The sequence below is a fragment of the Dehalococcoidia bacterium genome, assembly GCA_041649635.1.
In the GTDB taxonomy this organism is placed as follows: Bacteria; Chloroflexota; Dehalococcoidia; order E44-bin15; family E44-bin15; genus JAYEHL01.
Genome location: JBAZMV010000007.1, coordinates 19,010 through 35,600, shown reverse-complemented (window position 1 = coordinate 35,600; position 16,591 = coordinate 19,010). Strand labels below are relative to the sequence as shown.

The following is a 16,591-nucleotide window of genomic DNA, read 5'->3' as shown; positions in this document are numbered from 1 at the left end:
TGGAAAGCAGGCCGCTCTTTTTTGTTAACAAAAACAGCAAAACGCCACATACCTCATGGGCTATGGCGCTTTGTTGTTTGATAAAGCTGTTTTTGATGGAGTAGGAATTACTTGCCGATTCGGAATACTTTTGTGCCGCAGCTTCCGCATGTCCCCTGTGTAGCAGGACGACCGTTCTTCATCTTGATCTGTCTGGGGTTCTTGATCTCTACCTTTTTCCGGCACTTCATACAATAAGCCTGCATCTCTACCTCCTATTGGAATTTGCCAAGAGACTAGCACGTACAAATGAAACTGTCAATAGGTTTACACGCTACTTTCGGTTTTTCCGTATTTGAAGTACTCTTCAGAGGCACTATAAAAACCCGATAAATCATTATATTCTACGATTGGATTGCTTTAGGTATTGCTTTGCCATGGGCCTCCTGAAGCCTTGCGACTTTAACCTTGATCGAGTTGTTGATAACTAGTGAGTCTCCCTTGACCTCTCCGATAGCAATGCATGGTGCATGGAACTTCTTGCATATAGTTTTGATCTTCTCCTGATTCTTACGGGCGGTACTGATAACGATTCTGGACTGCGATTCACCGAAAAGAAGAGCGTCGGTTCGCATCTTGTCCTTTATTGTGATTACGGCACCGTTTCCGCCAAGGATACAGCATTCTGCCAAAGCAACGGCCAGTCCTCCGTCGGAGCAATCATGTGCGCTGGATGCCAGACGCTGTCCGATTATTTCCAGCACAGCATCCTGCGCACTCTTTTCTCTGTTCAAATCCAAGGTCGGAGGCGTGCCTTTCCGGAGATCATGTATAATGCTGAGGTATTGCGACCCGCCGATTTCCTCCTTGTTCCGACCGATAAGTAGAATTACGTCTCCCTCTTTCTTGAAATCGCTGCTGGTGACGTTCTTAACATTGTCGACGATTCCTACCATGCCGATGACGGGTGTAGGATATACGGCACCTTTTGGATTTTCATTATTGAAGCTCACATTGCCGCTAATGACGGGCAGTCCAAAATACTTGCAGGCTTTGGTGATGCCTTCTACTGACTTTACAAATTGCCAGTAAATCTCGGGATTAAAGGGGTCGCCGAAATTCAAACCATCCGTCACCGCCAGCGGCCGCGCTCCACAGCAGACGAGATTGCGAGACGCTTCCGCGACGGCGATCTGGGCACCCATAAAGGGATCGAGGTAACAATATAGCCCATTGCAGTCGATGGTGGCCGCGATAGCCTTGTTCATTTGCTTACAGTAGTAGACGCCGGCATCATTGCCGCCTTTTACACATAGTGACGAAGTCAGTTTTGGATCCACCTTCTCTGCGATGTATTTTTTGGAAGCTAGGGTTGGTGAAGAGAGCAGCGTCAGGAGGGTCTTATTGTAGTCCTTAGGTTCCTTTATTTTAGATAGAGACAGCGTTCTGATTTGTTTCAAGTACCTGGGTTCGCTTGATTCCCTGTCGTATCTGGGCCCGTTGGCCAGGGCTTCGGCCGGCACCTCAGCTACAACCTTGCCATCCTCTTTTACTCTCAGGACACCGCCTTTTATCACTTTGCCTATCACACTGAACTCAACGTTCCACTTTTTAAAAACAGCCTTGACAGCATTTAGTTTCTTTGGCGCTACGATGAGCAGCATTCTTTCCTGGGATTCGGAAAGCATGATCTCGTACGGATTCATTCCCTTTTCTTTGCGGGGGACAAGCGCTATGTCTATCTCAATGCCGGTACCTGCCTTATAAGCGGTCTCAGCCGTTGAACATACGATGCCTGCCGCACCCATGTCCTGCATGCCGACGACAAGTTTCTTTTCGGCGATCTCAAGGCATGCCTCACGTATCTTCTTGCCTATCTTGGGGTCACCGATTGCTACGGCGCCCTTCCTCTCTTTTGCGCTCTCATCCAGACCCGATGATGCAAAGCTGGCTCCTTCGACGCCGTCCCGCCCGGTACGGCCGCCGGCGATGATAACCAGATTGCCAATGCCTGACGCTCGTGCTTTTACGATGTTTTCCTTCTTCAGCAGGCCGACAACCATAGCATTTACCAGAGGATTTCCCTGGTACGATGGATCGAAATATACCTCGCCTGCTATGGCGGGCAGGTCGACCGCGTTGGCATAATCGGTAAAACCGCGGGCTATCTCCTTAAACAGATACTTAGTTCGCTTATCGCTCAGCATGCCGAATCGCAGAGAACTTAAAAGAAACAGTGGGCGGGCGCCGACGGTAAAGATATCCCGTATGCATCCGCCTCCGCCCGTGGCGCTGGCTTCATAAGGTTCAACCGCTGAGGGATGATTATGAGACTCAACCTTGAACACCACGGCATAATCGTCGTCGATAGATACTCCGCCCGAGTTTTCACCTGCGGTGAGAAATACGCCCTTGCCGGTGGTGGGGAGCTTCTTCAGTACCTTGATTGAATTCTTATATGAACAATGCTCGGACCACATCGCAGAGAACATGCCGAGTTCCGTATAGTTGGGATTCCGACCCAATAGCGTCTGAATCTGCTTATACTCATCAGCACTAAGGCCCAGTTCTTTTGCCAGTTTCAAGTTCATTTTTTTCTCTGCCACTCTTTTCTCCTTATCTTAGCTTCTTTCCCGATCATCCTCGTTTCGCGGTTACTCTATATCATAAGATGATACAGCAGGCCGAGGACACTAGCAATACGGAAAGGCGCAAGGGGGATTTTGCCTATGCTGACTTTATTATTCTATCGCGATACCCAGGGCCATTATCGCAGTATATATTTGTCATATGGAGGGCGCGGCTGTTTTTATCGAGGCAGGTGTTTTGTCGACTCCAGCAGCCGTTTTCATTGTGATGTTCGTATTCAACATACAGCATACTTGTGCTATTATTTAGGGGAGGAATATGGCTGTTTCGATTCTTGAAGGATAAGTTATGAAAATCTCGACCGGACTATTAAGAGCTATGGCGGTTTTTGCTGTCGCTGGGCTGCTTCAGGGCCTCGTTGCCTTGAGGTACATCGGCAGGATGTCCGATGACCGCTCTGTGATTATATGGTACTTTATCGTATTAATTTTATATGCGGTTGTAGCAGTATTTTTCTACGTTAAATGGGTTAAGGAGAGACGGAAGGAAGCAGGGGAATGTACAGAGAAAAAATAAAGGTGCTTGATTGCACGATACGTGACGGCGGGCTTATAAATGATCATGACTTTGATGTAGAGTTCGTGCGCGGGGTTTACAAGGCGGTCTCCGATGCGGGGGTCGATTACATGGAGATAGGGTATAAGAATTCCAAGGAGCTTTTCTCGACAGAGAAATTCGGACTGTGGAAGTTCTGCGATGATGATGTTATCAAGCGCGCCGTCGATGGGATAGAATCCAAGACCAAGATCGCGACGATGGTGGATGTCGGCCGGGTGAATCCGGATGAGGTGACGCCGGCTGCCGAGTCGCCGGTGGACATGATCAGGGTAGCTACGTACGTGAAGGATATCGACAAGGCGATATATCTGGTTAATCATTTCGCCGATAAAGGCTATGAGACCACTATGAATATTATGGCGATTTCAAGGGATCGCGGCCCGGAGCTGGACGAGGCGTTGCAACAGGTTGAGGAGGAGAGCAAGGTTCAGGTGGTCTATATCGTTGACAGCTTCGGCTCGCTGTATCAGGAAACAGTGGAGGAGCTGGTCAAGCGATGTAAGAAGTATCTGAAAAACAAGGAGGTCGGGTTTCACGGCCACAATAACCAGCAGCTTGCCTTCGGCAACACCATCGAAGCGATAATCCACGATGCCAATTTCCTGGACGCCACGGTGTACGGTATCGGCAGGGCTGCGGGCAACTGCCCGCTGGAACTACTTCTGGGGTTTCTAAACAATCCTAAATTCGATATACGTCCTGTGCTGGATCTTATCTCTACGCAGTTCATCCCATTAAGGCAAAAGATCGAGTGGGGGTATATCATTCCTCATGCCATAGCAGGCATGCTTAACGAGCATCCCCGGGCGGCTATCGCGCTACGAAACAGCGATGAGAAAGAAAACTATCGTCAGTTCTACGACAGCTTGACCAGCAGCCTGCAGGTTGAATAGGCGGTAAGAAATGATGGACCTCGACAGATTCCGCGCTCTGCCCTTGATGGGGATATTGCGCGGCGTGCAGCCTGACTCCATTGATTCGATTGTGGAAACGGCTGTATCGTCAGGTTTACAGACCATCGAGGTCACCATGAACACACCGGGCGCCCCCGATCTGATAAGGTGTGCCGTTAAGTGTGCCCATGGTCGATTGATGATAGGCGCGGGAACAGTCGTCACTTCCGAGCATATGAAACTAGCCCTCGATGCAGGCGCCGGATTCATCGTTTCACCCATGCTTATATACGATGTCGTAGAATACTGCCGCGATAATGAGATACCGGTGTTCCCCGGCGCGCTAACTCCGCAGGAGATATACAACGCGTGGGTTGCCGGGGCTACCATGGTCAAGGTCTTCCCGTCGAATCTGCTCGGTCCCGAGTATATAAGAGAGATCAAGGGGCCATTCAACAGCATCGAATTAATGGCGTGCGGCGGCGTCACGCCGGAAAACATCCGCTCTTACTTCGATTGCGGCGTCTCGGCTGTGGCCTTCGGCGGCAGCGTGTTCCGCGAGGAATGGCTCAAGGCGGGTGATTTTGATTCCATCGGCAGGAGTATCAAGGCCCTTATCTCCGCATATCACGGAGGCCGCTGAACGGCCTCGTTCGTTTCTTAATCGGGTTTGTGGTATCGAACCGGAGACTGTATGAAGAATCTGCGGACCTACGGCGCAGCCCCTTACGGTATAGCCGTCATCCACGGCGGCCCCGGCGCGCCCGGGCAGATGGCGCCGGTGGCCCGCGAGCTCTCGCGCGACCGCGGCGTGCTCGAGCCGCTCCAGACCGCGGCTACGCTCAACGGGCAGGTCGCGGAGCTGCATGACATAATCGAAACGCATGGAAATCCTCCCATCGTTCTCATCGGCTCGTCATGGGGCGCTATGCTCAGCTATATCTTCACCGCTCGGTATCCGGCGCTGGTGAAAAAGCTAATCATGGTGGGCAGCGCTGTGTTCGATGACCGCTATGCCGCCGGCATACAGAAGACACGACTGAGCCGTCTGGATGCGGAAGCCAAGCGTGAGGTGTATTCGCTGGTGAAAGAGTTAAACGATGACACTGTTGGTGACAAGGACAGATTGCTGAAACGTCTAGGCGAGTTGTTTACCAGAGGCGATGCGTATGACCCGATAACGCTCGATACTGAGATTCTGGAGGTGCGGTTCGATATTCACGAAGGCGTGTGGCGCGATGCCTTGAACCTCCGGAGGAGCGGCGAGCTTCTGAAGATGGGAAAGAGGATCAAATGCCCCGTCATCGCCATCCACGGCGACCATGATCCCCACCCCGCCCAGGGCGTGCGCGAGCCCCTCTCAAAGGTGCTCAGGGATTTCCGCTTCATCATGCTTGAGCATTGCGGTCACCTGCCGTGGATCGAGCGAGAGGCCATGGGGAGGTTCTACGAGCTGGTGAGGGGGGAGCTAGGGTAATCTAACTTTGTATTCAATCGTTATTGGTATTCTTAATTCTAACACCAAATAACTCTAGCCATGAATTTATGGAATATATTAAAAACCAAGCAAACCCAATGTATACGATAATAGCTCTTCCGGTTGAGTTGATGTCAGTCAATATTAAAAACCAAGATGCAATAAAAAGGGCTCCGTAGATGATTTTCAAAGAGGGAGAAGTCAAATGGTGTATATAGTCATTCCATTTTCCTACCATTTCTCGGAACTTTATAATGAAGCTTTGAGGATTTAATTTATTAGGAAAGAACCTGCCTATACAGTGTAGTCCTTTGTCTATGTAGTTCAGTCCTACCGTAACTAGTAAGCAAAGCGATAATCCTAGGGTTAGTCCCTCCATTGGTCGAATCCACCAAGAAGCTTGATCACCTATACTAATTATCGTTATTGAGAAAAGGAAAAAACTCATACCAGTTTCAAGTGGTTCAAATGGGCCTATGTCATTTTGTTTTTTGTCTGGCTGTCTAATTTGTCGTGGCACCAGCGCTGATGTCTTCTTCATATGCTCCGCGTACTCCGGCCTTCGCTCAAGGCTGCGCTTGTCCATCATGGGTATGCTGATGAACAGGAACAGCATAGTTATCGCGACCGGCCCCGCTATGGTCCACCAGTAGGATGGGTTGGCGGCCAGACCGAAGAAGTAGAGCCCCCACCAGAATGATATCTCGCCGAAGTAGTTGGGATGGCGGGAGTATCTCCACAGCCCTTTATCCATAATCTGGCCGGGCTTCCTGGTTTTAACAAATCGCAGCATCTGCTCGTCGGCCATGGTCTCAATTAGTATAGCGGCAGCGGTGACTATAGCTGCGATGTAGTCCGGCCACCATAGCGTTCTCGTCGCATCGGCGAGTACGGGATATAGGGAAAGGCATCCGAGAAAAACTACCAGCGTTGGCACTAGCTCAATGCCTACCAACTCGACCATCCAGAAGCGTTTTTTCGGGCTGTATTTAGCCCGCATGTCGGCGTAGCGCCAGTCCTCGTGCTGCAGGCCGCGCCAGCCGCGCGCCCAGTTCCAGGTGAGGCGCAGGCTCCATAAAACTACAAGTGCGATTACTATCCATGGGCGGCAGGAGGATACCGTCGCGGCAGAGGTTGTTACCCAGAACACCGCTATAGCTACCGGCGCGACGCTCCAGTACGGGTCGTAGAAGCTGGCGTTGCGGAAGAGCCGGGCCAATGCATAGATAGTTAGTGTAGCCGCGATATCGGCGGTGAAGGCGATGAGGATGGGATGCCTGTCGCCTGTAGCCCATCCGATGAGGAAGGCGGCGATGGCGGCATCAATGTAGGCCAGCGTTACCAGGAGAAAGGCGATTCCAAGGTTCTTATTTTTTATTAGCGGGTTATCCATATGCTTGTTGGCGTATATTATCAGCAAAACCGGGATCAGTCAATAAAAGAAGGGGCAGTTTGCACAACTGCCCCTCTATCGTTTGTAGATGAATCGTTACATCGTCGACGACGTAACGGATTCGCTTACTAGGGTTTCCACACCTTCCAGACCTTACCTACCAGGTCCGGCCCCGGTTTCAGAGTCTTCTGACCGGGCTCCCATCCTGAAGGCATCACCTCGCCGGTGGCGCGCACGTGCTGAAACGCTTTTATCTGCCTTATCTGCTCCTTGGGATTGCGTCCCACCTCGGGCGTGAGCACCTCCATGGCCTTTATCTTAAAATCCGGATCTATTATGAAACGGCCCCTGATATTCACACCGGCGGACTCATCGTAGACCCCGTATATTGTGCCGACTCTGCCGCCCGCATCAGTCAGCATGGGGAAGGGCACGCCGCCCTTAACCATCTTCGACAGCTCCTCCTCCTGCCACATCTTGTGCACGAAGCGGCTGTCCGTGCTCATCGAAAGGACTTCTACATCGAGCTTCTTAAGCTCCTTGTACATGGCGGCGACCGCCGCCAGTTCCGTCGGTCAAACAAAGGTGAAATCTCCCGGGTAGAAACAGAGGATTATCCACTTGCCCTTATAATCGGAGAGTTTGACCGGTTTGAAGCCCTTGCCCTCGATAAAGGCGCTGGCCTCGAAATCAATGGCTTCTCCGCCAACACGTACCTGCATCTTGTTAACCTCCTTCACCGGTGCTGCTTGCGCTCCACTTGTGGATTCGGCTGAGGGCAGGAGCGGCCCCTTCACAGGTTTGACACAGCCGTCTTTTTCTGCCATAATCTCCTCCTTTCGTTATTTTTGTTCTAGTGCCATTATATTCTACTTATAACGATAACGACGCTGTCCTAATATCTTCGGATTTATTGCGATCAGGAGAGATCGAAGCGGTCAAGGTTCATCAACTTATTCCAGGCCGCTACAAAGTCGTGCAGGAACTTCTCCTGAGAGTCCTTGCACGCATAGACCTCGGCTATGGCCCGGAGTTGTGAGTTAGAACCGAAGATCAGATCGACGCGGGTGCCGGTCCACTTGACCTTATCCGTCTTGCGATCGCGCCCCTCGAATACGTCAGCTTCCTTGGAGACCGGCTTCCACTCCGTACCCATATCGAGCAGGTTCACGAAGAAGTCGTTGGTAAGCGTTCCCGGCTTCCTGGTGAATACGCCATGCTTGGACTGTTTAAAGTTGGCGTTCAGCACACGTATGCCGCCGATGAGCGCCGTCATCTCCGGCGCAGTCAGCGTCAGCAGTTGCGCCCTGTCAACCAGCAACTCCTCCGCCGATACGGCGTATTTAGCCTTGAGATAGTTGCGGAAGCCGTCCGCCTTAGGCTCGAGCACTGAGAAGGAGGCCGCATCGGTCTGCTTTTGCGAGGCATCCATGCGCCCCGGCGTGAAGGGAACCGTCACCTTGTGGCCGGCTTTCTTGGCAGCCTGCTCGATAGCCGCGCATCCGCCTAAGACGATCAGATCGGCGAGCGAGACCTTCTTGCCGCCGGAGGCCGTGCTATTGAACTCCTTCCGGATACCTTCGAGAGTTTTCAGCACCTTCGCCAGCTGGGCCGGCTGGTTTACTTCCCAGTCCTTCTGCGGCGCGAGGCGGATACGAGCCCCGTTGGCGCCGCCGCGCATGTCGGAGCCGCGGAAGGTGGACGCCGACGCCCAGGCTGTCGAAACTAGATCCGACACAGACAGCCCCGAAGCCAGTATCTTGCCCTTGAGGGAGGCGATGTCTTGCTTGCCGATCAACTTGTGATTGACCGCGGGGATGGGGTCTTGCCATATAAGCTCTTCGGTAGGGACCTCCGGACCGAGATAGCGCGAGCGGGGGCCCATGTCGCGGTGGGTCAGCTTGAACCAGGCGCGGGCGAATGCGTCGGCAAATTCGTCTGGATTTGCCAGATAGCGTCGAGCAATTTTTTTGTAAACAGGATCAAACTTGAGAGAAAGGTCCGCCGTGGTCATCATCGGCCGGTGCTTCTTTGACGGATCGTGCGCGTCAACCACCATATCTTTTTCGGCGACGTCCTTGGCCAGCCACTGATGCGCGCCGGCCGGGCTCTTGACCAACTCCCACTCGTATTTGAACAGCACTCTCAGATAGCCCATGTCCCATTTGGTCGGACGCGGCTTCCAGGCTCCTTCGAGGCCGCTGCTGATCGTGTCGCCGCCCTTGCCTTTGCGGAAGCTGCTCTTCCAGCCGAGGCCCTGCTCCTCGATGGGGGTGGCCTCGGGCTCCGGGCCCACATGGGACGCGGGGCCGGCGCCATGACATTTGCCGAAGGTGTGCCCGCCAGCGACGAGCGCGACGGTCTCTTCATCGTTCATGGCCATGCGGGCAAATGTTTCTCGAACGTCGCGTCCGGAGGCGACCGGGTCCGGTTTGCCGTTGGGCCCTTCCGGATTGACGTAGATCAGGCCCATCTGTACGGCGGCGAGCGGATTTTCGAGATCGCGCTTGCCGGAATAGCGCTTGTCGCCGAGCCATTTGTCCTCGCTGCCCCAGTAGATGTCCTCTTGCGGCTCCCAGACATCCACGCGCCCGCCGGCGAAGCCGAAGGTCTTGAGTCCCATAGATTCAATGGCGACGTTGCCGGCAAGGATCATCAGATCGGCCCAGGAGATTTTTCGACCATACTTCTGCTTGATCGGCCAGAGCAGGCGGCGCGCCTTGTCCAGGTTCACGTTGTCGGGCCAGCTGTTGAGGGGCGCCAGGCGCTGGGAGCCGGACCCCGCGCCGCCGCGGCCGTCGCCCATGCGGTAGGTGCCGGCGCTGTGCCAGGCCATCCGTATAAATAGCGGTCCGTAGTGACCCCAGTCGGCCGGCCACCAGTCCTGCGAGTCGGTCATCAGCGCCTTCAGGTCCTTCTTCACGGCCGCAAGGTCAAGTTTCTTGAATTCCTCGGCGTAGTTGAAATCCTCGCCCATCGGATTGCTCTTGTGAGAGTGCTGATGAAGAATCTTGAGGTTCAACTGGTTCGGCCACCAGTCACGGTTGGACGTACCGCCGCCGGAGATGGGTTTACTCATCCTGCCCGTTACCGGACACTTGCTGTTTTCCGTCATCGACTTACCTCCTATTCTGGTCTGATTTTTCTATCGTCTTTATGTACTAAATGCTCCTGTAGGGCTTGTATTGTACTATACAAATGTGGGGGTATCAAGTATGTGACTTTTATCTCAGTTACTAAGTTATGTCGTTAGAATATTGTAGCTGCTGCTTGGTGTCGGGTATGATTAGCATAGCGTAGGAAGCCATATGATACAGACGAATGCCGATCAGATAATACACTCAAAGCGAAATACGTTTTGCGTCGAGATAAAGCGGGATGGCAGTCTGGTGGTGCGGGTGCCGCAAGGGTCTTCGATTGAGGCGATACAGAGCGCCATCGACAGCAAGACGCGCTGGATTCTGAAGAAGAGGGCGGAGATATATAAGATGGATATCCCCGCCGAGCCCAAGAAGTTCGTGGATGGAGAGAAGTTCCTGTATCTTGGAGTGATCTATCCGCTATCCGTCGATGGAATCGAGAGTGCACGGCTCCTTTTCGATGGAAGCAAGTTCGTATTGTCGAAGGAACACCGATCGAACGCGAGGTATGTTTTTGTGGAGTGGTACCGGGAGTACGCACGTAGATATATATCGAAGAGGGTGCGGGAATATTCGTCGCTTTACAATATTCCGTACAGCAAGATATGCATAACCAATGCGGAAAAACGCTGGGGCTCGTGCAACAACAGAGGCAGCCTGCGTTTCAGTTGGCGTCTGGCGATGGCGCCCCGGGACGTCATCGACTACGTCGTCGTACACGAGATGGCTCATATAAAGCACCTGAACCACTCGCGCGCTTACTGGCAGGAGGTCATCTCCATGATGCCCGATTTCAAGGAGAAAAAGCGCTGGCTGTACAGGAACGGGAACAGGCTCGTCATCTAATGTCGCTAAACCCTCCTGGCTTTATACTGACACTACCTCTTTGACCTCTGGCAGTCTCCTTCTTATGAATCTTTCAACGCCGTTCTTGAGCGTTACCGCAGACAGTGGACAATGACCGCAAGCACCAACCAACCTCACGGAGACGACGCCGTCATTTACGCCTATGAATTCAATGTCGCCGCCGTCAGCCTGTAATCCCGGCCTTATCTCATCTATCAGCAATCTTAGTTCCTCTTCCATGTCGCACCTCCTGATGTAACGACGGTCTGCTTTCACTTATATATGTTAAATGTGATTAGAGATTATGTATGCGACTTAAGTCTCTAATCGTCAATTGTCAGGATGCAATGCTGTTGAAGGTGTTCTTCACCTTCAACAACCAATATCGGTACCGGCGCGGTGAAGAACACCACGCCAAGCGAGTAAACAGGGGACACCTCTTTTAGAATCGGTGTAGGGGCGGTTCGCGAACCGCCCCTACGGGAGTCGATGGATTAGGGCGCATACGTCCAATGGCATAAAAACAAAAGGCGTGTCCCCGGGGACACGCCTTTATCGTTTGCGATTGTTAAGAGATTACATGCCCAGGTCGCGGGCGATGATCATGCGCTGGATCTGGGTTGTGCCGCCGCCGATGCAGAACATCTTAGACAGCCTCCAGTGGCGCTCGATGTCAGACTCGGGAAGGAATGAGTATCCGCCGAAGGTCTGCATCGATGCCGTTGTCACCGCATAGAAAACCTCTCCGGCCATCATCTTGGCCATGGAAACCTCTTTGCGGCATGGTATCTTCTGGTCTATCATCCACGCCGCGCGGTAGGTGAGCAGGCGCACGGCGTCGAGCTGGGCCTGGAGATCGGCCAGCATATGGCTGATACCCTGGTTCTTGCAGATGGGTTTGCCGAACTGCACACGCTCCTTGGCGTAGTTGATGGCATCGTCGAGACAGCACTGCGCCTCGCCTACGTTGGGCGCGGCGCCGGCAAGACGCTCAAGCTCCAGGTGGCCGACGAGAACTTGCCATCCTCCATTTAACTCGCCAACAAGATTCTTCTTAGGAATCTTGGCGTCGCCGCAGAATATAGAGCAGGTGCCGATAGCACGCCTGACGATTAGAGGCAATCTTTTTACTTCTATGCCCGGGGCGTCATTGGGTACCAGCAGCACGCTGATGCCGTTTCGGGCGGGCTTGGCGTTCTTATCGGTCTTCACTGCCATGAAGACGATGTTGCCTGGCAGGTGCGCCGCGGTGGAGAACTGTTTTTGGCCATTGAGTACGAAGTGGTCGCCCTTATCATCAGCCTGACATGCAACGGCTGAGGCATCGGAGCCGGCCTCGGGCTCGGTTATCGCTACGGAAAACCTCTGCTCGCCCTTGACGAATGGCGGCAGGTATTGATCCTGCTGCTCCTTTGTGCCGTGCTCCACTAGGTTCATGGCGCAGAACATGGGGACGCTGAACAGCGATGCCATCTCGTAGCTGTATTTCGCCAGGCACTCCATGAATATGGCGTACATAATGGCGCCGGAGCCCATGCCGCCCCACTCTTTAGGAATGAGCAATCCGAGGAATCCCTCTTTGTTACCGGCCTCCCACAGCTCTTGCGGGTAGTGCTTTTCCTGGTCGCACATGCGGGTATATTCCCGTCCGGCTTCCTTCTCGGTGAAGTCCATCATCATAGTGCGCCACATTTCTTGTTCTTCTGTGAAACTAAAATCCATGCATCCTCCTTCCCTTCAATCGGGGTAAATATAGTATTTGCTACCGGCCCTTCCAGACCGGCTTTCTCTTCTCCGCGAAAGCGCGAGGCCCCTCTTTTGCATCCTCGCTGCTGTAAACCTTCTCGTAAATTATCTTGGCCGCATCGATCCCGGCTTTGCGCCCGACGTCCATGGCTTTGTACATCGCTTCCTTGGCACATCGCACCGAGAGCGGGGCGTTCTCCGCCAGCGTCTCGGCCAGCTCCATCGCAGTCGGCATCAGCTGGTCCAGCGGCACTACGCGGTTGATCCAGCCGACGTCGTACAGGCGCTTAGCCGGTATCAGGTTGCCGGTGAGGAGTATCTCAAAGGCGATAGGGAGCGGCATCTGCCAGAGTAGCGGGACCGCCCACGGTGTGCCGCGACCCACCTTGACCTCGCCCGTGCCGAAGCGCGCCGTATCGGCGGCCACCTTAAGGTCGCACATCATGCTGAACTGGAAGCCGCCGGCCGTGGCCACGCCGTTAATCGCGCCGATGACCGGCTTGGTAACGTTGTGCCCGAAGGGGGTGCCGTACGTTCCGTCGACAACCCCCGGGCGTAACTTCACTATGTCGTAAGCGGGGTCCTTGGCCACCCGCTCCGCTTGGTCCTTCATATCCATGCCGGAGCAGAAGGCCTGCTTGCCCGCCTCGATGGCCGGATCGTTGGCCGCGGTCAGTATGGCTACGAACGCGTTATCGTCCTCGCTGAATTCCTTCCATGTCTTGTCCAGCAAATCGTACAGGTCAAGATTCATGGAGTTCCTGCGCTCAGGTCGATTGATCGTAATTATCGTTATGTGGCCCTTCTTCTCAACCAGAAGGACGTCCGGCCCTGTTAAAGGCATAAAACTCTCCTAGATTATGCTTCGGGATTGGCCATCGTGTCGTACGGAGGGCCCGTCAAAGCCTTGATGTCGCTCTCTTCTACTTCTACTTCCATGCGCGCCAGCCCGACGCACATGGCCTTCCCTGTCTGATCCAGCCTGAGCGTCTTTGTAGCGCCGCCGCCGAGGGATTCGAACATGTTGATCTCAAGGGCGCAGAAGTTATCCATCGGGTAGATGATGACATCGCCCTTGCACCAGTCCTTGAAGTGCGCCTTGATCCTTTCCGGCGTTACTTCCTTCTTTATGACCTCGTATCCCTTCTGTGTCTTGGCTATGAGTCCTATATTAGCTATATCGCCCTTGTCGCCGGAGCGATACCAGCAAAAGTCCATCAGCTTAATCTTCTTCTTAGCCATTATTTAACCTCCACCATGTCCAGCTTCAGCGGCACTTCTTCCCTGGGTATAAGCGTAGGCCATAGGGCGAAAATGGGGCGGATGTCGGGCGGGCTGGTGAAGCCTGTGCCCACTCCGGTCGATGCCCAGCACATATGTCCCAGCTCGGTGCGGCATTCGCGCGCCTGTTCCTTGGTGTCGCACTTGATGGCGATTCGTATACCCAGCTCGGGCGGCTCATGCTCCAGGTCGGGGCGCGGCTTGGAGGCGGGTCCGGTGAGTGAATCCCAGCCGATGAGTGACCATAGTACCTCTCTCGGTTTCAATCCGAGGTAATCCATGCGCTTCATTACGAAGTCATGCGCCTTGTCCGCCATCTTGAACACTTTGGGCCCGCTGATGACCGTGATCTCCTCGGCGATGAACCCGTCGTTATAGGCCACGCACAGCTTGAGGTTCTCGGGCCGCGCTTTGCCGCGGGGAGCCTCTCCTGCCCGGGTTATCTTGATCTTGTCCTTCTCTACTTGTGCAATATTTATAGCGGTAATATCCGATATGCCGTCGGGCATGATGTAGTTGTGGGGATCGTGCACCTCATAAACAAGATGCTCCATCGCGGTGAGTACCTTTATCATGCCGCCGGATGTCTTTGTCTTAGTCACGTAGCAGTCGCCGTTCTCGTACATCTCGACGATGGGGAATCCCGGGTTGCCCTTGGGGTACTCTATCTCCTCCCATAGGTTGGAGCAAGTGCCCGCGCTCCAGCTTGAGCACTCGATGATGTGTCCGACGGTGACGCCGGAGCCGATCCTGTCCCAGTGATCGTCGTCGAACTTCCATCCCAGTCCGTGCATGAAAGGACCGATGAACAGCGAGTTGTCCGACAGGCGTCCGCCTATGACAAGGTTCGCGCCCTGATCGAAGGCTTCGATAACCTTGTCCGCCCCTACATAGACGTAGGCGGCGAGCAGTTTATCGCGCACCTTGTCCAATCCGACCTCTCCTGTATCGAGGTTCTTGAACTTCCAGCCACCCTTCGCAAGCGTATCCAGTTTCTCCAGAGGAATAGTATCGCCGGTGATGACGCCGATCTTCATCCCGCCAAGGTCAAGGTCCTTGACGATTTGCAGCACCTGATTGGCGCACTCCGGCGGGTTGGCGCCGCCGCCGTTTGAGACCATCTTGAAATGCTTGTCCTTGGACTTCCAGATGGGCAGCAGTTTTTTCATTAGTGGTGCAACTTCAGGTATATAGCCTCGCTTGGGATCCTTCTTGTACTGGTTCTGCATAATGGCCATGGTCAACTCGGCCAGATGGTCGAAGCCTATGTAATCTATATCACCATTCTGAGCTACATCGAGGGCGCCGTCCTTATAGTCGGGCCAACCCGATGACCCCGCCCCTACTCGAACCTTCTTCATCCTTAACCTCCTGTAATGTTTCTAATGATGCAGCAAACTATTGCTAAAGCTATGGACGGCCGACTATGCAAATGCCCGGCACGAAGCGTCCCGGATGTCCGCCCTGGTTATGTGCTAAACCTAACTCGAAGTTCTTTATCTGACGTGAAGGTTCCTGCACCTTGCCCTGAAGCTGTTTCACGCACTCTTCGATCTCACGCGCTCCGCTGGCTCCGATGGGATGACCGAATGATTTCAGCCCGCCACTGACGTCCACCGGCATCTCGCCGTCGTGGTAGTATGCGCGCTTCTCGGTGAACTCTTCTCTGAAGTGGCCCGGTTCGCAGAGGAACATGGACTCGCAGGCGATGAGCTCTGCGATGGAGAAGCAGTCATGCAGCTCCACCAGGCTCAGCTCCTTGCGCGGGTCCTTGATCCCGGCCTCGGCATAAGCCGCCTTGGCTCCCTCCTGGGTTTCCTTCCAGTAGGTGAAGTCATATCTCTCATCCTCTTTAAGCCAGCCCGGTCCGCAGGCTATGGAGAATGCCTTGATATTGACGTAGTCGTCGCGATAGGCCTTGGCCTCTGAGGAAGGCACCAGCACCGCAGCCGACGCGCCGTCGGTCACGCCGCAGCAGTCGTAAAGTCCCAGCGGCCAGCAGATCATCGGGGCGTTTATCGCTTCTTCTACCGTTATTTCACGTTGCAGGTGAGCCTTAGGGTTGCGTTTTCCGTAGTAGTGGCTCTTTACCGAGATCTCCGCCAGCAGCCTCTTACCCTCCTGAGGATCAAGACCGTACTTGGAAAAGTAGGCGGTAGCCGCCATGGCGTACCTGCCCGGAGGCGTGCCGAGAGCGCCATATACCGGCTGCCAGGGGCCGGGGAACATCTCTCCCAGTCCGCCGTACCCGGTGTCCTTCAGCTTCTCAACGCCGATAGCAAGCACAAGGTCGTAACTCTTAGATGCGATGCCGAATGCCGCGGCTCTGACCGCCTCCTGTCCGGCGCAGCACAGGTTCTCTACGCGCGTGAACGGAATATACTGCGTCTGCAGCGATGAGGTGGCAATTATGGCGCTTGGGGGTCCCATGGGCACCTGCTGCGAACCGCGTCCGGTTCCGACCCATCCCGCCTGTATGTCTTTGAGCTCTACACCGGCATCGGCCAGCGCCTCGTCGACGGCCTCTTTGATAAGGTCTTCTACATCGGCATCCCAGCGCTCTGCGAATTTGGTGCAGCCCGTTCCAATAATTGATACTTTATCTTTAATGCTTTCTCTCATTTTGCGC

General features: G+C 54.0%; 16 protein-coding genes. 5 read left to right on the top strand and 11 right to left on the bottom strand.

Features of this window, described 5'->3' with window-relative positions; genetic code table 11:
- Positions 1-107 precede the first annotated feature (107 nt).
- A complete protein-coding gene (locus tag WC562_09275) occupies positions 108-245 on the bottom strand; it encodes a DUF5679 domain-containing protein (GenBank protein MFA5056337.1) in 138 nt (45 codons plus the stop codon).
- Between the two features lie 138 nt (positions 246-383).
- Positions 384-2,585 (bottom strand): phosphoribosylformylglycinamidine synthase subunit PurL, encoded by a 2,202-nt coding sequence (purL, locus tag WC562_09270; GenBank protein ID MFA5056336.1) that lies wholly within the window; start codon positions 2,583-2,585, stop codon positions 384-386.
- A 331-nt stretch (positions 2,586-2,916) separates the two neighbouring features.
- Between purL and WC562_09265 the strand changes: the two genes are divergently transcribed.
- From WC562_09265 to WC562_09250, 4 genes are read left to right on the top strand one after another with little or no spacing between them, the layout of a single operon-like run.
- The gene (locus WC562_09265) at positions 2,917-3,144 is read left to right on the top strand and encodes a hypothetical protein (protein MFA5056335.1); all 228 of its coding nucleotides are present in this window, start codon (positions 2,917-2,919) and stop codon (positions 3,142-3,144) included.
- Positions 3,126-4,079: an aldolase catalytic domain-containing protein gene (locus WC562_09260; protein ID MFA5056334.1), complete on the top strand. Its 954-nt coding sequence runs from the start codon at positions 3,126-3,128 to the stop codon at positions 4,077-4,079. The genes WC562_09265 and WC562_09260 overlap by 19 nt, the downstream gene beginning before the upstream one ends.
- A gap of 10 nt (positions 4,080-4,089) precedes the next feature.
- A complete protein-coding gene (locus WC562_09255) occupies positions 4,090-4,722 on the top strand; it encodes a bifunctional 4-hydroxy-2-oxoglutarate aldolase/2-dehydro-3-deoxy-phosphogluconate aldolase (GenBank protein ID MFA5056333.1) in 633 nt (210 codons plus the stop codon).
- Between the two features lie 51 nt (positions 4,723-4,773).
- A complete protein-coding gene (locus WC562_09250; GenBank protein MFA5056332.1) occupies positions 4,774-5,556 on the top strand; it encodes an alpha/beta hydrolase in 783 nt (260 codons plus the stop codon).
- 13 nt (positions 5,557-5,569) lie between these two features.
- Here the strand turns inward: WC562_09250 and WC562_09245 are convergent, their stop codons facing one another.
- The 3 genes from WC562_09245 to katG all read right to left on the bottom strand — a co-directional run bounded on the left by WC562_09245 (position 5,570) and on the right by katG (position 10,064).
- Complete coding sequence (locus tag WC562_09245) at positions 5,570-6,976, bottom strand: DUF1295 domain-containing protein (protein MFA5056331.1); 1,407 nt, start codon at positions 6,974-6,976, stop codon at positions 5,570-5,572.
- Positions 6,977-7,077: 101 nt separating this feature from the next.
- Positions 7,078-7,776, bottom strand: coding sequence for a thioredoxin-dependent peroxiredoxin (prxU, locus tag WC562_09240; GenBank protein ID MFA5056330.1), 699 nt, complete (start codon positions 7,774-7,776; stop codon positions 7,078-7,080).
- A 92-nt stretch (positions 7,777-7,868) separates the two neighbouring features.
- Entirely contained in the window at positions 7,869-10,064 is a 2,196-nt protein-coding gene (katG, locus tag WC562_09235; GenBank protein MFA5056329.1) for a catalase/peroxidase HPI, read from the bottom strand.
- 193 nt (positions 10,065-10,257) lie between these two features.
- Here katG and WC562_09230 point away from each other — a divergent pair, with 193 nt between their 5' ends.
- A complete protein-coding gene (locus WC562_09230; GenBank protein MFA5056328.1) occupies positions 10,258-10,935 on the top strand; it encodes a SprT family zinc-dependent metalloprotease in 678 nt (225 codons plus the stop codon).
- A 21-nt stretch (positions 10,936-10,956) separates the two neighbouring features.
- Here the strand turns inward: WC562_09230 and WC562_09225 are convergent, their stop codons facing one another.
- The 6 genes from WC562_09225 to WC562_09200 form a co-directional block, all read right to left on the bottom strand.
- Positions 10,957-11,175 carry a NifU family protein gene (locus tag WC562_09225; GenBank protein MFA5056327.1) on the bottom strand — a complete coding sequence of 73 codons (219 nt, stop codon included), beginning with the start codon at positions 11,173-11,175 and terminating at the stop codon, positions 10,957-10,959.
- Positions 11,176-11,511: 336 nt separating this feature from the next.
- A complete protein-coding gene (locus tag WC562_09220) occupies positions 11,512-12,657 on the bottom strand; it encodes an acyl-CoA dehydrogenase family protein (GenBank protein ID MFA5056326.1) in 1,146 nt (381 codons plus the stop codon).
- Positions 12,658-12,697: 40 nt separating this feature from the next.
- Positions 12,698-13,525 carry an enoyl-CoA hydratase-related protein gene (locus WC562_09215; GenBank protein MFA5056325.1) on the bottom strand — a complete coding sequence of 276 codons (828 nt, stop codon included), beginning with the start codon at positions 13,523-13,525 and terminating at the stop codon, positions 12,698-12,700.
- Positions 13,526-13,539: 14 nt separating this feature from the next.
- Positions 13,540-13,923 carry a hypothetical protein gene (locus tag WC562_09210; protein ID MFA5056324.1) on the bottom strand — a complete coding sequence of 128 codons (384 nt, stop codon included), beginning with the start codon at positions 13,921-13,923 and terminating at the stop codon, positions 13,540-13,542.
- Positions 13,923-15,323 (bottom strand): acyclic terpene utilization AtuA family protein, encoded by a 1,401-nt coding sequence (locus WC562_09205; GenBank protein MFA5056323.1) that lies wholly within the window; start codon positions 15,321-15,323, stop codon positions 13,923-13,925. The genes WC562_09210 and WC562_09205 overlap by 1 nt, the downstream gene beginning before the upstream one ends.
- 49 nt (positions 15,324-15,372) lie before the next feature.
- On the bottom strand, positions 15,373-16,584 hold the full coding sequence (locus WC562_09200; GenBank protein MFA5056322.1) for an acetyl-CoA acetyltransferase: 1,212 nt from the start codon (positions 16,582-16,584) through the stop codon (positions 15,373-15,375).
- Positions 16,585-16,591: the final 7 nt, after the last annotated feature.